The sequence below is a fragment of the Sulfurimonas sp. genome (assembly GCF_023229025.1).
In the GTDB taxonomy this organism is placed as follows: domain Bacteria; phylum Campylobacterota; class Campylobacteria; order Campylobacterales; family Sulfurimonadaceae; genus Sulfurimonas.
This window is the reverse complement of sequence record NZ_JALOAA010000021.1, coordinates 1-13884: the sequence shown is the minus strand read 5'-3', so window position 1 is coordinate 13884 and position 13884 is coordinate 1. Positions and strand designations below refer to the sequence as shown.

The window sequence follows — 13884 nt, the reverse complement described above, 5'->3', positions numbered from 1 at the left end:
ATAAAAAATGGCATCTGGAATTTTATTACTCCTAGATGATATAGCAGTACTAGCAGATGATGTGGCAGTTGCAAGCAAGGTAGCAACTCAAAAAACAGCCGCAATTCTCGGAGACGATTTGGCGGTAAATGCGCAAAAAGCCACGGGGTTTGATCAATCAAGAGAGCTTAAAATTATATGGGCTATTACAAAAGGTTCTTTAAAAAATAAAGTCATTATTTTACCTATTGCTTTTATTTTAACAGCTTTGGCTCCTTCTTTAATCACCTTTATCCTTATTTTGGGTGCTCTATTTTTGCTTTATGAGGGCACTGAAAAAATAGAGGAGTATATATTTCATAAAAAAGATGAAGGCAAAAATGAGGAGCTTTTAAACTCAACTAAAGATAATATACTCGAAATTGAGAAGCAAAAGATAAAGTCGGCAATTTTAACAGACTTTATACTCTCTATTGAGATAATAGTTATTGCACTTACTGCTGTTGCAGATCGCTCCTTTATAGTTCAAGTATCTTCAACTGTTTTTGTTGCACTTTTGGCGACTTTTGGAGTCTATGGGTTAGTTGCCATGATAGTTAGGATGGATAATGTCGGGTTTTGGCTTATAGGTAAAAAACACCCAAAGAGTGGGAATATGTTAATAGGTGCTATGCCAAAACTTATAAAAACATTGACAGTTGTCGGAACATTCGCCATGATTTTGGTTGGTGGCGGTATACTTGTTCATAAAATAGAGTTTTTTCATGATTATTCTATAGAATTGCTTCCAGCAATTGTTAATGATTTGATAATTGGTTTAGTTATAGGAGCCGTTGTTTTGGCTATTATAAATGGCTTTAAAACAATACTCAATAAAGTTTAGATTGTAAGTTAAATTTATCATAGTATATATCTACCATATCTCTTAATGTCTTATCGTCAAGCGTGCTTTTCTCTTTTAGACCAAATCTTTTTATATACTCAAAAGGGAGAATTGTTTTTTCAATGCTTGGCTCTTTTAGGTACTCAAAAATAGCTTTTTTAATTCTTTTCTCGCTGCTGTATTTAAGTGTATATTTATTCATAATAATATGAAATTTAAAATCTCCTCCATGGCAGGTTAAACAATTTTTCTCAAACTCAGAAGCACTAATTATTGTGCTAAAGAGAACTAAAATAGCCAATATTTTTACCATGTTAAGGTTACCTTTGTACCTCTATTTTTCTTTGATTCAATATCTATTTTCATATTATGCTCGTCAATTATTGACTTAATGATACTATAACCAATTCCAAATCCTCCTTGAGTTTTGTCAAACCTAAGATATCTTGTAAAAACTTTATCAAGCTCCTCTTTACTCATGCCTTTACCTTCATCCTCTATACTTAGTAGTGAATCTTTTAAAACAATATTTATCACTGTTGATTTGTTACTGTATTTAATCGCATTTGAGAGTATATTATCTATAAGACGCTCCATGTTTTTTCTATCGGCAGTAAAATGAACATCACTTTTTATATTCATGATAAAGCCTATTTTTTTCATATTTGCCATATATGTAAAGTATTCTATCCTCTCAATTAATATTTGAGAGAGGTTTAGGTCTATATTTTGCAGTGATGTTTTATGATTTAAAAGCAGATAGACTAAATCCTGATATAAATTTGAGATACTTGCAGATGCAATTTTTATACGGTCAAGCTTTCGGAGTGTTTTTTCATCGCAGCTTGAAGAGTCTATGGTCTCTATATTTGTTAAAATCGCAGTAATAGGAGTGTTTAGCTCATGGGTGGTATCTTTTATAAAACTATCAAGAAGTTTTATATTCTCCCTTAAAGGTCGAAGGACAATGTTTACAAGGAAAAAAGAGGTTATAACGGTAATGATTACGGTTATAATAGCTATGTATATTAAATTATTTAAAATATCCACATCTTTGGATTTTTTCTGTATGACTATATAAGCGGCTCCGAGGTAGTATGGGGTTAGAGATGATATTAGGTAAGAGTTGGCATCTTTTGTAAAAAAATTCTGCTTAAAGTTTTTTATATCTATGTTCTCTATTGTACTGAAAATAAGATGCTTGTCTATGTCGTAAATTGCACTTTTGAAGTTATCAAACCTCGGGTATAGCAGCCTTTCATCGCTACTTTCATTGAGCACCGATAGCTTCTCTTCTAGTTCAAGTGTATATTTTTTTAAAATCTCTTTTTCATCATGAACAAACTGCTCTCGCTCATAATAGTAATAACTTGTAAAAAATGTTGCAATAAGAAGAATTGTGGAACTTAGATAAAGCCCCAGTACATAAATAATACTTTTTTTTTCACCGCTATACAAGTTTGTACCCAACATTTTTTATACTTAAAATTCTCTCTTTGCCTATATGTTTTCTCAAATTTTTTATATACGTTCTTAAGCTCATGTAACTATGCTCTTCGCTAAATTGCCAAACGTTTTGATAGATGTTTTCAAAACTAACACACTCATCATGATGCTTTAGAAGAAGCTTTAGTAAAAGAGACTCCTTTTGATTTAGCAGAGTCGTTTTATCATCTATAATCAACTCATTACTGTATATATTAAAGTTGATTTTTTCGTCTATCTTTACAGAGTTACTTTGTGTTTTATACTCTCTTTTTAAAATAGCATTTATTCTAAGAAGTAGCTCTTTGAGTGCAAATGGTTTTTTTATATAGTCGTCAGCACCGCACCCATATCCCTTTGAGAGATCATCTATACCGTTTAGTGAGGTTATAAATATAGCAGGAGTGCTAATTTTTGCTTCTCTTAGCTCACGAAGAAGTTCAAATCCGCCAATTTGAGGAACATTTACATCTAGAAGTAAAATGTCAAAGATAGAGTTGTAAATATAATCTAGAGCCTCTTCGCCTTCGTAAGCGCAAGTTACTTCAAAGCCTTCATCTTTTAGAAACTCTTCAACAGTTTGAGATAGATTTAAATCATCTTCAAGGTATAAAATTTTCATAAAAAATTATACCTTAAAATCGTTATGCATATAACGAAAAGCCCGGATTCTCAGCTTTGTTCGTATTGGCTTTATCAAGTATCTCAAGAAGTTCTTTTGTATAATCTTGCTTACTCAAAGTTGAAGCGTCAACCTCTTTCATTTGAGCCACGGTTTCTGCTCTATCCTCTTTGCTCATAGAACTAAGTTGTTCAATCATTTTGTTTTTGTCATCAGTTGATAGACTCTGCATAATTTCCTTCATGCCGCCTTGCCCTTGACTACCGCCGGAACCGTCCATTTTTCTCATATATTGTATTGAGCTTGTTGAAGTTACATCCATTATATTTCCTTTTAATTGTTATTTGTCAAAACAGATACTAAAGAGATTATCTTCTTCCTCTGCCTCCGCCACTACTTCCGCCATTAGAACCTTTGTACATGTTACCTGTACCATCTCTTGGACCCTGAGAACTGCCATTGGAGTTACTTTGTCTAAAAGAGTCCTGCTCCTCTTGGCTCATATTGTTAACACGATTTTGCATCTCAGCTCTAAAAGCATCCCGCTCCTCAGCAGGTACGCTACCACGCATGTTTTGCATCTCCTCAGTACTCATTTGTGAATAGTCGACACCAAAGCACAAGGTTGCGGCAAATAGAGATAGAATAACTTTTTTTTTCATAATATGCTCCTTTAGCCATAATCTTAACGAGAAATTGTGAAGTAGATGTGAAATAAAATAGAGAGACTTTATAATATACCTTCATCATCAACATCATGAAAAACTATACCTCTGTTTTCTATCTTCATTATTCTGTCGCAATAGGGGAGGATTCTCTCATCATGTGTAACTGTGATAATTGCAACATTTTGTTCTGCTGCAATTTTTTTTAGCATTTTTATAACACTAACAGCTCTCTCTCCATCTAGTGCAGCTGTTGGCTCATCTGCTAGAATTATCTCAGGATTATTTGCAAGCGCACGTGCTATGGCAACCCTTTGGTTTTGTCCCCCGGAGAGTTGTGATGACATATTGTATGCTTTATCATCTATTTCAAAATACTTTAAAAGTTCCATCGCTTTTTTTTGTGCCTCTTTCTCGCTTACTTTATTAGCTTGAGGCAGAAGTGTTATGTTTTCTAAAACATTTAAGAATGGAACTAGGTAGTGTGCCTGAAAAATAAACCCTATCTTCTCTCTTCTAATACGTCTTGTATCTTTAGCTAGCCATTTGTCATGATAGACTTTGTTTTTTCCTAACCAAATCTCTCCGCTTGTCGGCTCAATAACGCAGCCTATCATCATAAGAAGAGTTGTTTTTCCGGCTCCACTTGGAGCTATGAGGGCTACGACTTCACCTTTTTGTATCTCAAATGATGCATTCTCAATTACACGGACTAAGTTATCATCCTTGCCGAAATGTTTGACTAAGTTTTGAACTTTTATGGCGCTTTGTTTGTTCATATTATCCTCCGATTGCTGCTGCCGGATCGGCGCTTATAACTTTTTTAACACCTACAAATGAGGCTAATATAGAAGCAATTATGACTACACCAAAAAGTATCCATGCATCCGGAATTTGTAGCACTACAAGTTTTGGAAATTTATCATAAATCAAGTGTGAAAATATATTTCCAAAAATAAAAGCAAAAATACCAAGAAGCAAAGTCTCCTTAACAATCATCTCAATAATAAGGCTGTTGGGTAGTCCCATCAGTTTCATAATTGATATTACCTTCATCTTCTCTAGAGTCATTGTGTAGATTATTAGAGCTATGATTATTGTTGATACTACAACTAGTATAGCAGTAAAGAGTCCTATCTGTTGAGCAGATTTTTCAATTAAATTTTTTGTAAGTATGTCTGATTGCTCTTTAGCCGTATATACATTTTTATGTTGCCACTTTCTTATGTCTGCGGCTACTTTTTCTATATCAAAACCACTTTTAATAGTTGCAATAATTGCATTTGCTCTATAGGACTCTGAATTTTTTATTCCTCTTGCTTCATCGTTTTGTATCTCTTTGTTTGAGTATAAAAACTGCAGTTCTTGTGCATCTTTTAGACTGATATACACTAAAGGGTCTCCACCACTAGAGACTGTTTTACTTGTTATGCCCACAACTTTATAGTAGTTTCTTCCAAGTTTTATCTCCTCGCCTAATTTAAAGCCTGTACTATCTGTGACTACAATCTCATAGTGATCATTTTTTAAATTTCGTCCCTTTACTAACCTTTTTGGATTTATGGGGTTTATAGCTCCATGAATGTCATAACCGACTGCAAAGGCAAGAACTGATTTGTCTTTACGAGGCAGTTGAATATTTTGAAAAGTCATCGCTTCGCTTTTTTCTATGCCTTGTACTGCGCGGATAATATTTTTTAGATCTTCATGAACTCTTGAGGATTCGGCAAAAGGTCCTAGAGTATCCTCTTGAACAATCCATATATCTGCACTTATATCGTTAAGTAGAATCTCTGCTTCTACCATCATGCCACGATATACACCAATCATGACAAGGACAAGTCCTAGTAGCATCCCAACACCCATAGCAGTTACTAAAAACTTACCAAGAGTGTGTTTAATATCTCTCGCGGCTAAATTAATCATCTGTTAATTTTCATCCCATCTCTAAGCGGTCTGTTCTTGGCGTTAGGCACAAGTAACTCTGTATTTTTATTAATACCCGATGAGACGGCAGCCTCTTCATTGTTTTGTGCCAAGATAGAGATTGGCATAAAATGTGCAGTGTCACTATTTGCTACCCATACTCCTTTTTCTCCATCTTTTGTCTCGATTAAAGCTAGAGGAACTTTTAGTACATTCTCATACTTTGCGACTTTTATGTTTACTTCTGCTTGTTCATTTATATAAAATGGAATAGGAGTAGTTTTAAATCCTATTGCTACCTCTCTCTCAAGTGTGACAAGGTTACTCATAGCCACTATCCTTTGAACATTTCCAAGTAACTCTATATCAGGTTGAGACCTTAGCTTAATTGAGGCTATTTGACCAAGTTCTATTTTGTCTGCTATCCTCTCATCAATATTTGCCACAACCCAGAGTGTTTTAGGGTCTACTATCTTGAAAATCGGTGTAGATGGTAGAACATATTGTGCGACTTCTGCATCTTTTGAGATTACATATCCATCAACAGGAGAGTAAACTTTAACTCTTTTTAGTTTTTCGCCTATCGCTTCTATGCTCTTTTGTAATCGCTCTATCTCTAGCTTTGCAGAGGCGATTTTTGCTCTAGATGCATTTATCTGTGCATCTATATTTTGCAAGTCGCTAAGTGCTTTGTCATACTCTGCTTGTGTTACATATTTATTTTGTAGTAACTCTTTATAGCGTTTATATGTTACTACGATAAGTGCTCTTTGTGCTTTGAGACTCTCAAGGTCGCCTTGCGCAGTTTGGACATCATGTTTAGCTTTGCTAAGCGCTACTTTTTCTTCATCAAAGAGCATAGGAAGATCTACCGGGTCAATCGTTAAGAGCAGATCCCCTTTTTTCACCCATTGACCCTCGTCAAAATATATATTTTCTATCTCTCCGCCGCTTTGTGCCGTGATAGTATATATATTTTTAGCATCAACATTTCCGATGCCGCGCACTGTTACATGCAGGTCTCCTCTTGTCGGTTTTGTTGTAGCAAATGTTGATTTTACAATATATACTTTATTGTAAAAAATAGTGCCGCCAATAGCGATAATTAGTGCAATTATTATATATTTTAACCATCTGTTCATTGAATTTGTCCTTGTAGATAATCTAGTCTGTTTATTATATTGTTGATATCAAATTTAGCCTCAAGAAGCCCCAGTTTTGCAAAAAGGTGCGTTGATAGTGCATCAAGAACCTCTATATAGGTTGAGAGCCCCTCCTTGTACCTTGCTTCTACTATCTCTCTTGTTGCCTCTGAGGAGTTAATGAGTGCCTCTTTAGCCTCTATAGTGTACTTATATCTTTGCAAATCAAGTACCAAATTCTCTACTTCCTCTTGAATCAGAAGTTTTTGAGAATTGTATGCTTCTCTTGAGATCTCTTTTGCAATATGAGCTTGTTGTGTTTGGGCACTTACTCTTCCACCGCTGTAGATAGGGATAGTAATACTTACTCCAACCATAGATTCGTCATACTCATTGAGGGAGTCTTGATGAGTGTATGAGGCTATGGCATCAACCGAGCCAAAGTGCTCTGATTTTGTTGCCTCATAAAATAGGTTATCTCTTTGTATCTCCTCTTGAGAGCTTTTAAGTGAAAAGTTTTTAGCCAAAATATCTTTTAGAAGCAGGTCAACATTCATTATGTTTTCGTTTTTTGTTTCTGTAGTCTCTTTGAGCTGCGTATCAACATCAATTTTTTCTCCTATATAAAGGGAGAGAGTTGTAAGTGTTTTGTAGAAATCGGATTTGGCAATTGCAAGGTTATCTTGAGCAATATGTAGCTCACTTAGTATGCTAGTGGCATCGGCTTCTGTCTTTAGACCTTGCTTGACAAGTGCTTTTGCTTGCTTGTAGAGTTCCTCTTTTGTTTGTAAATCCTTCTCTCTTACCTCTGTCTCTTTTGTCTTTAAAAGAGCTAGGTTATAATAGTTTTTTACCTGGTAAACAAGAAGAGCTTTTGCGTCATCTAGGGAAAGATTGGCTATGTTCTCATCTTTTTTATACGCCTTAATAGTTGAAGTTGTTTTTCCAAAATCATATATCTTTTGATTAAGCGCGGCATTAACTCGCCAACTATCATCCTCAATCGTATCAAACTGACTATTTCTTGGCATAGTAAAGGTATCGATTGGATTGTACTGAGCACTCACATTTATCTGCGGGAGATAATCTGCTTTAGCAATATCTACGGAAGATTTTTTTTCAAAAACACTTAAAGCCGCCTTTTTTATATCAGGATGATTTTTTAGTGTCTTATCTATACACTCATCGAGTGTCAACTCTTTGGCACCGGATATATTGAGAAAAAGGTAAAAACATAGAAACATAAATTTTCTCATTATTTAGACTCTCCTTTTGTAAAATATTTTAATTATAATAGTATTATAAACTAAAGGTGTGAAAACATTGTGAAACGATAACCTATTGTACCATTTTAGATGCAATAAAAAAGCCAACTATCAACCATGATTAGCTACTATACTAAAATAATAATAAAAAGTTTAGATTATGAAAAAAATGATTTATAAGTCGAGTGTCGGTGATTTGGATTTAAGTAAATTAACGCGCCTCTATCCTGCCGTAGTCGTAGATATGCATGGAGAAGTTGCAGAGATGAGTCTAGAGTGGACGGAGCTTTACAGCGAGAAGGTTAAGCTAAAATCATATGTGCTTATTTTTGACTTTACTCCGATAAATGCAGAAACAAAAGAGAGAGTCACTCTAGAGTTTAAAACAAAAGATGAACTAATGGCAGTCATGCAAGAGGTATCACAATTTTTTCAAAAATAATCTCCCGCGATACTCGTAGAGTATTTACTATCGCAATTCCTGCAGCACTAAAACACCTTGTAGATATTCTTCAAATTTTAATAGATATGCTCATGGTAGGTATGGTAAGCGTTGCGGCGCTTGCTGCCGTTGGTATGAGTATGCAGTTTATGATGATAATAAATGTACTTATGACGCTTTATGTTGTCGGAGGAAATGCTCTAATCTCAAGGTTTATCGGAGAGGGTAGGAAAAAAAGAGCATCGGCACTTCTTTATGCACTTGCAATTCTTGCTGCAATACTATCGCTGTTTGTCTCATTTGGCGGTTACTTCGGAAGCGAATATATCTACTCTCTGATGGGAGCAGAGGCTGATGTTATACATGAGGGGTCTCTTTACTTTAAGATAATATCACTTGGATTGGTTGTGATTTTTATCGACACACTTCTGTATAATGCACTCTCAGCAGCGGGAGATACTAAAAATTCGCTCTATATTAAGCTTGTCTCAACAGCAATTAACGCCTTTTTGAACTATATTTTGATTTTTGGGCACTTTGGATTTCCTGCCATGGGAATTGAGGGAGCCGCTTATGCAACGGTATTTGCTTACTGTTTTAATGTTTTGGCTTACTATATACTTATAAAAAAGCCTTACTCAAAACTAAATTTTATTCCTATTATAAGGGTAAAGGATTTAATCAGGGTTTGGCATATAGGCTGGAGTGCGGCACTTGATCGTGGGATATCAAGTATCTCATTTTTGCTTTTTGTTGCAATTATTGCCGCTTATGGGACAGAAGCCCTAGCGGGGTATCAGGTAGGGCTTCGTATAGAGGGTATTGCGTTTATGCCGGGATTTGGTTTTGCAATAGCAGCAACCGCTCTAGTAGGGCAGAGCCTTGGTGCTAAAAATAGAGAAAGAGCCTACAATATGGGTATAATTAGCGGTAGAGTCGCTTATATATTTATGGGAAGTGTCGGTCTTTTTCTTATTCTTTTTCCTGAGTTTCTTGTAGGTTTTTTTACAGAAGATAAAGAGACAATAGCGGTAGCTTCATACTATCTCATCTTAGTTGGGCTCGCTCAAATACCTCTTGCCATAGTGTTTGTATATTCCGGTGCACTAAGAGGTGCCGGAGCAACAAAGATAACACTTAAGATAAATGTTCTCTCATTATGGTTTTTTAGAGTCATACCATCATATATAGCCTATAAAATGGGGTATGGGATAATTGTTATTTTTATTATAATGAATATAGAGACTCTTATAAAAGGGCTGCTGTATGCCTATGTTTACAAAAAAAGAAACTGGCTTGAGACTAAGGTATAATTAAATCAGAAGAGTTATCTGTCTCCATTGCACCTCTTTGAGTGCTTTGCATTGAGCTACTAGATTGTTCTATACTACTTTTATAGCTATTTTTATATCTATATCTGTTGCTTTGTTCTTGCGTGTAGCTATTTTTCTCTCGGCTAATCTCTTTCGTCCCTCTCTCTTTTTGTATCCGCATCTTCTGCTCATGATTTTTGAAACTATCTTTAGCAAACAGAAGTGCTGTAGAGAGTAGAGTCAATAATAAAAGCTTTTTCATAGTTAATTCCTTCTTTTTAGCATGCAAAGTATTGCACAAAAGTATTAGTGATATATAAGTAAAAAAAATAGAAGCTTTAAGATGAAAAGGGTACAATTATTTTAAAATCAAAAAATAGAGGGTATGGTGTATGGTTATCCCTGAGCAGACAAGACGCAATACGTTAATTTTTACTTCAATCGTTTTGCTCTTCTCTTTTGGAGTTATTTATCTATTTTTAAATTATGAGCTAAAGAGCTCTTTAGATAAGCAGTTTAAAGCAGTTACATACTCTGCACAGAATCTTTTTGAGATAAATCTAGAACATGACAGGGTAGAGTTAGCGCTTAGACTTGAAGAGATAGTAGCAGAGGAGGGCTTGGCAAGCGCTATTGCAAAAAGAGACTACAATGAGATAAAATCAATAGTCGCACCTCTTTATAGCCGCATAAAACTTATACAAAACTCTATTAATATTCTCACCTTTCGTTCAAGCGAAGGTATAACACTCTTTAGAGCGCATAAACCTGAATATTTTGGCGACATGTTAAATGAAAAAAGAACACTAATAGTAGATACAAACACTTTCCATCGTTCATTTAGCGGTTTTGAGGTTGGAAATCTTGAGATGACATACAGGGTTACAAAACCGATTTTTTATAATGACAACTATGTGGGAAATGTTGAGCTTGGAATATCTCCTCAAAATTTTTTAAAAAATTTAAACTCTATTTTTAAAGCTGACGTAGGTATTGCCATCAATAAGCCTCTTCTTGATATTATGCTAGAAAAAGAGGGGGTTGCCGTCGGTGAAAACTATATCTATATAGAAGGCAGTGAAAAATTAAAAAATCACCTGCGCCACAACCATAAAGAGGATATTGAACTCTATAAAATAGATATGGGTATAGCATTGAAGAACCATCTATCAGAAACACTTGGATACCTAATCTTAGGTTATGACATGTCTGGAATTGTAAAGAAAGATAGAGAGTTTATGCAGCATCTATTTATTGCCATTGTTGTAATTATGCTTATTTTAGGAACTATTCATCACTTGGGGTTTAACAAAGTTTTGAAATATTTTGCAAAACAGGTCTATTCGGATCATCTGAGCAATTTGTTAAACAGACATGCACTAAATGATGCTCTTCTTTCGCAAAAAAATAAAATGCTTATTTTGAGTAATATTAAAGAGTTTAGTATTATTAATGAGATATACGGCGTAGATGTGGGCAATGAGGTTTTGATAGAAGTAGCAAAGGCTTTTGAGGATTTTGGTAAAAAATATGGGTTTGATGCTTATAGAATATCTTCCGATGAGTATGTACTGTTAAAAAATAGAGATGAATTTGATGGTGATGAGTATTATAGAATCATTGAAGAGCTTCATGAGAAAATAAACTCTATGAAAATATTTGCAGCAGAAGTTGAGGAGACTATATCTATAGAGATATATTCCGGATTAGCGTTTAGCGACAAACATCTGCTTGAAGATGCTCAAATGGCTCTAAAAAGAGCAAAAGAGCGCTCTTTGCCTTATTTGATGTATTCTAAAAAAGTTGATACCAAAGAGTATTCTCAAAATGTTTTAAAAATTAAGAAGTGTATAAAATATGCGCTTGAACATAAAAATATAGTCCCGTTTTTTCAACCTATAACAGATAGTAACGGCAGAGTTATAAAATATGAGGCACTAGCGAGAATAGTTGAGTTTGAGAAGGGAGAAAGAAACATTTTATACCCATGTGATTTTTTAGATATATCAAAACATAGCGGCTTGTATATAAAAATAGCCAAAGAGATGTTAGAGCAGAGCTTATCTTTTTTCGCTAAAAGAAGTGAAAAAATCTCTATAAACTTTTTGCCAAACGATTTTTTCAATACATCTGTAATGGATACGTTGATTGAGCAGATTAAGAAGTTTGACTCACCGCAGAGAGTTGTAATAGAGATAACAGAACAAGAGGGTGTGGAAAACTTTCAGATGTTAACTATGGTTGTTGAAAAATTAAAAGCAATCGGTGTGCTAATTGCAATAGATGATTTTGGAAGCGGTTATGCCAACTATGCCCACATTTTACAGCTCAAGCCACACTATGTAAAGATTGACGGCTCTCTTATACAAAATATACTTACTAATAACGACTCAAAAATTTTGGTAAAGAGCATAGTACGATTCGCACAAGAGCTAAATATCATCACTGTTGCAGAGTTTGTGGAGAACAAAGAGATATTTGAGCTTCTTAAAAAGTACGGCGTGGACGAGTTCCAAGGTTACTACTTTGGCCGTCCTATGGATTTGTTAAGCAGTTAACCCTTTAAAACACTTATTTAGCTGAAATATCTAATTCAAGAAGTCTTCGTCACTCTTGTCTAAAGCTTCTTTCTTATAGTTAGATACAAATTTTTTTATGGCAACTTAAAATATCAATATTTACATCTTTAAAATCTGTATCATTTGTTAATAGTATAAATTGATTATCTTCGCAAATCTTTGCAATAGCCTTATCAGAGAAGTCTAGACTATCCACACTGCACATAGAAATTAAATCATCTTTTGAGTAACTTTTTTCCACAACCTCAAATTGAGTCAATATATCATCAGTTACACTCAAGTAAATATCATTCAAAGCATCCTTTCCATCTTTTGAATTTCTATAAACTTTATATTTACAATCTTTTTCCGTAATATTATTACTTGCTAAATAATTTTTATACTCTATTTTAATAGCTCTATTTACAAATTCAGATATAACGATAAAATCTATTATAAATTTACTATTTTGCTTGTTAAGAATTGAATAAAGTCTAGCATATTGATTCTCCCAATTAGCGATAGTAGGCGTACCATAACCAAAAAGATAGATTAAAATATTTGCATCAAAAAATATTTTTTTATCCCTTATACTACTTACAGATGATGGAGTATATCTATTCATCATCTTCACCTAAAATTTCTTTGATAGATTCTTTCATCTTATCTGGATTTTTAAAATAATTTTTAGCGTTTGTCGTGACTCTTTTAAATCTTGCTTTGCCACTATCCGACAAATCTTGAACGCTTAAGCTATTTTTGATTTTAGTTTCATCAAACTCGCCGTAAAGCTTACCGATAGCATTATTTAAAAAAGCAGTTGTTAGTTTCTGTACATTTAAAAAGGATATTGAAGCTTTTTTATCCTCTTTTAGAATTTTTTGTATTGTTTTATGGACTTTATCGCCGTCTTCAGGCAAAGTACAATCTTTTTGCCCAACAATACTAAAAATATTTACTTTTACTTCATTCATTATATTTTCCTCAAAATAAATCTTCTTCACTTGCAAATCTATATGTTTTGCTGTCATCTGTTTTAAATGTCATGCTTATTATCGACCCGTCATAATAGCTGTCTAGTTTTTGTATTTTTTCATTGTTATCATGAAGCTCATAAAAACCGTCTCCGCTAATGATTTGAATTTTACCCTTATTTAGTGTAATAAACTCTTTAAGCAAGGCAAGCCCTAAACCGCCAGATACATTTTGCTTAGTTGTATGCCCCTCTACCATAGCCCATTTTATAGCATCACTTGAACTAACTTTCATATCAAAATCTTTTTTTATCCTTTTTGCAAAGCCTATGCCCGTATCTACAATAGTAAAATTCAATCTGCTGTCTTTTGGAAAAAATTGCCCACAAGTATAAATGAAATCTGTTTCACTATGTATTGTTGCATTTATAAACATCTCTTGGATGGATTCGTTTATTTTGTCATGCACGGCTTCGCTCATATTTGGAAACTCTGTTCTGCTTAAAAGTTCATCTTCAAGATACTGATTAAAATATCTTGTGTCTGATGGTTTTAGTTTCTTATATTCGATAGTAGTGTGATTTGTGTCATAAACTTTTGGATACCCATAAAATGATAAAAATCCATTTT

17 protein-coding genes are annotated in these 13884 nt (G+C 34.1%); 4 read left to right on the top strand and 13 right to left on the bottom strand.

Annotated elements, in window-relative coordinates:
* Window positions 1–7 precede the first annotated feature (7 nt).
* Window positions 8–862 (top strand): DUF808 domain-containing protein, encoded by an 855-nt coding sequence (locus M0Q20_RS06620; RefSeq protein ID WP_295059586.1) that lies wholly within the window; start codon window positions 8–10, stop codon window positions 860–862.
* Here the strand turns inward: M0Q20_RS06620 and M0Q20_RS06615 are convergent.
* The 9 genes from M0Q20_RS06615 to M0Q20_RS06575 all read right to left on the bottom strand — a co-directional run bounded on the left by M0Q20_RS06615 (window position 849) and on the right by M0Q20_RS06575 (window position 7958).
* Complete coding sequence (locus M0Q20_RS06615) at window positions 849–1175, bottom strand: hypothetical protein (RefSeq protein ID WP_295059585.1); 327 nt, start codon at window positions 1173–1175, stop codon at window positions 849–851. The two genes, M0Q20_RS06620 and M0Q20_RS06615, sit on opposite strands and share 14 nt — an antisense overlap.
* On the bottom strand, window positions 1169–2335 hold the full coding sequence (locus M0Q20_RS06610; RefSeq protein WP_295059583.1) for a HAMP domain-containing sensor histidine kinase: 1167 nt from the start codon (window positions 2333–2335) through the stop codon (window positions 1169–1171). Before M0Q20_RS06610 ends, M0Q20_RS06615 begins: the two co-directional genes overlap by 7 nt.
* Entirely contained in the window at window positions 2313–2969 is a 657-nt protein-coding gene (locus M0Q20_RS06605) for a response regulator transcription factor (protein WP_295059582.1), read from the bottom strand. The genes M0Q20_RS06610 and M0Q20_RS06605 overlap by 23 nt, the downstream gene beginning before the upstream one ends.
* Before the next feature lie 22 nt (window positions 2970–2991).
* A complete protein-coding gene (locus M0Q20_RS06600) occupies window positions 2992–3291 on the bottom strand; it encodes a hypothetical protein (protein ID WP_295059580.1) in 300 nt (99 codons plus the stop codon).
* Window positions 3292–3337: 46 nt separating this feature from the next.
* A complete protein-coding gene (locus M0Q20_RS06595; protein ID WP_295059578.1) occupies window positions 3338–3631 on the bottom strand; it encodes a DUF1104 domain-containing protein in 294 nt (97 codons plus the stop codon).
* 68 nt (window positions 3632–3699) lie between these two features.
* The gene (locus tag M0Q20_RS06590) at window positions 3700–4413 is read right to left on the bottom strand and encodes an ABC transporter ATP-binding protein (protein ID WP_295059575.1); all 714 of its coding nucleotides are present in this window, start codon (window positions 4411–4413) and stop codon (window positions 3700–3702) included.
* 1 nt (window position 4414) lies between these two features.
* The gene (locus M0Q20_RS06585; RefSeq protein ID WP_295059573.1) at window positions 4415–5560 is read right to left on the bottom strand and encodes an ABC transporter permease; all 1146 of its coding nucleotides are present in this window, start codon (window positions 5558–5560) and stop codon (window positions 4415–4417) included.
* Entirely contained in the window at window positions 5557–6702 is a 1146-nt protein-coding gene (locus M0Q20_RS06580) for an efflux RND transporter periplasmic adaptor subunit (protein WP_295059571.1), read from the bottom strand. The genes M0Q20_RS06585 and M0Q20_RS06580 overlap by 4 nt, the downstream gene beginning before the upstream one ends.
* Complete coding sequence (locus M0Q20_RS06575) at window positions 6699–7958, bottom strand: TolC family protein (protein ID WP_295059569.1); 1260 nt, start codon at window positions 7956–7958, stop codon at window positions 6699–6701. The genes M0Q20_RS06580 and M0Q20_RS06575 overlap by 4 nt, the downstream gene beginning before the upstream one ends.
* Window positions 7959–8127: 169 nt before the next feature.
* Here M0Q20_RS06575 and M0Q20_RS06570 point away from each other — a divergent pair, with 169 nt between their 5' ends.
* Both M0Q20_RS06570 and M0Q20_RS06565 read left to right on the top strand, forming a co-directional pair.
* Entirely contained in the window at window positions 8128–8409 is a 282-nt protein-coding gene (locus tag M0Q20_RS06570) for a hypothetical protein (protein WP_295059567.1), read from the top strand.
* A complete protein-coding gene (locus M0Q20_RS06565; protein WP_366933655.1) occupies window positions 8388–9722 on the top strand; it encodes an MATE family efflux transporter in 1335 nt (444 codons plus the stop codon). Before M0Q20_RS06570 ends, M0Q20_RS06565 begins: the two co-directional genes overlap by 22 nt.
* Here the strand turns inward: M0Q20_RS06565 and M0Q20_RS06560 are convergent.
* A complete protein-coding gene (locus M0Q20_RS06560) occupies window positions 9712–9984 on the bottom strand; it encodes a hypothetical protein (protein ID WP_295059565.1) in 273 nt (90 codons plus the stop codon). The genes M0Q20_RS06565 and M0Q20_RS06560 overlap by 11 nt on opposite strands.
* 130 nt (window positions 9985–10114) lie before the next feature.
* Here M0Q20_RS06560 and M0Q20_RS06555 point away from each other — a divergent pair, with 130 nt between their 5' ends.
* On the top strand, window positions 10115–12280 hold the full coding sequence (locus tag M0Q20_RS06555; protein WP_295059563.1) for an EAL domain-containing protein: 2166 nt from the start codon (window positions 10115–10117) through the stop codon (window positions 12278–12280).
* Window positions 12281–12359: 79 nt separating this feature from the next.
* Here the strand turns inward: M0Q20_RS06555 and M0Q20_RS06550 are convergent, their stop codons facing one another.
* From M0Q20_RS06550 to M0Q20_RS06540, 3 genes are all read right to left on the bottom strand, one after another.
* The gene (locus tag M0Q20_RS06550; protein WP_295059561.1) at window positions 12360–12905 is read right to left on the bottom strand and encodes a PIN domain-containing protein; all 546 of its coding nucleotides are present in this window, start codon (window positions 12903–12905) and stop codon (window positions 12360–12362) included.
* A complete protein-coding gene (locus M0Q20_RS06545; RefSeq protein ID WP_295059559.1) occupies window positions 12898–13254 on the bottom strand; it encodes an STAS-like domain-containing protein in 357 nt (118 codons plus the stop codon). The genes M0Q20_RS06550 and M0Q20_RS06545 overlap by 8 nt, the downstream gene beginning before the upstream one ends.
* A 10-nt stretch (window positions 13255–13264) precedes the next feature.
* Window positions 13265–13884, bottom strand: a 620-nt coding sequence (locus M0Q20_RS06540) for an ATP-binding protein (RefSeq protein ID WP_295059556.1), incomplete at its 5' end; no start/stop codon positions are given.

Coding starts and splice junctions, on each gene's coding strand:
- M0Q20_RS06620 (WP_295059586.1), top strand. CDS start 8: ATGGCATCTGGAATTTTATTACTCCTAGATGATATAGCAGTACTAGCA.
- M0Q20_RS06615 (WP_295059585.1), bottom strand. CDS start 1,175: ATGGTAAAAATATTGGCTATTTTAGTTCTCTTTAGCACAATAATTAGT.
- M0Q20_RS06610 (WP_295059583.1), bottom strand. CDS start 2,335: ATGTTGGGTACAAACTTGTATAGCGGTGAAAAAAAAAGTATTATTTAT.
- M0Q20_RS06605 (WP_295059582.1), bottom strand. CDS start 2,969: ATGAAAATTTTATACCTTGAAGATGATTTAAATCTATCTCAAACTGTT.
- M0Q20_RS06600 (WP_295059580.1), bottom strand. CDS start 3,291: ATGGATGTAACTTCAACAAGCTCAATACAATATATGAGAAAAATGGAC.
- M0Q20_RS06595 (WP_295059578.1), bottom strand. CDS start 3,631: ATGAAAAAAAAAGTTATTCTATCTCTATTTGCCGCAACCTTGTGCTTT.
- M0Q20_RS06590 (WP_295059575.1), bottom strand. CDS start 4,413: ATGAACAAACAAAGCGCCATAAAAGTTCAAAACTTAGTCAAACATTTC.
- M0Q20_RS06585 (WP_295059573.1), bottom strand. CDS start 5,560: ATGATTAATTTAGCCGCGAGAGATATTAAACACACTCTTGGTAAGTTT.
- M0Q20_RS06580 (WP_295059571.1), bottom strand. CDS start 6,702: ATGAACAGATGGTTAAAATATATAATAATTGCACTAATTATCGCTATT.
- M0Q20_RS06575 (WP_295059569.1), bottom strand. CDS start 7,958: ATGAGAAAATTTATGTTTCTATGTTTTTACCTTTTTCTCAATATATCC.
- M0Q20_RS06570 (WP_295059567.1), top strand. CDS start 8,128: ATGAAAAAAATGATTTATAAGTCGAGTGTCGGTGATTTGGATTTAAGT.
- M0Q20_RS06560 (WP_295059565.1), bottom strand. CDS start 9,984: ATGAAAAAGCTTTTATTATTGACTCTACTCTCTACAGCACTTCTGTTT.
- M0Q20_RS06555 (WP_295059563.1), top strand. CDS start 10,115: ATGGTTATCCCTGAGCAGACAAGACGCAATACGTTAATTTTTACTTCA.
- M0Q20_RS06550 (WP_295059561.1), bottom strand. CDS start 12,905: ATGAATAGATATACTCCATCATCTGTAAGTAGTATAAGGGATAAAAAA.
- M0Q20_RS06545 (WP_295059559.1), bottom strand. CDS start 13,254: ATGAATGAAGTAAAAGTAAATATTTTTAGTATTGTTGGGCAAAAAGAT.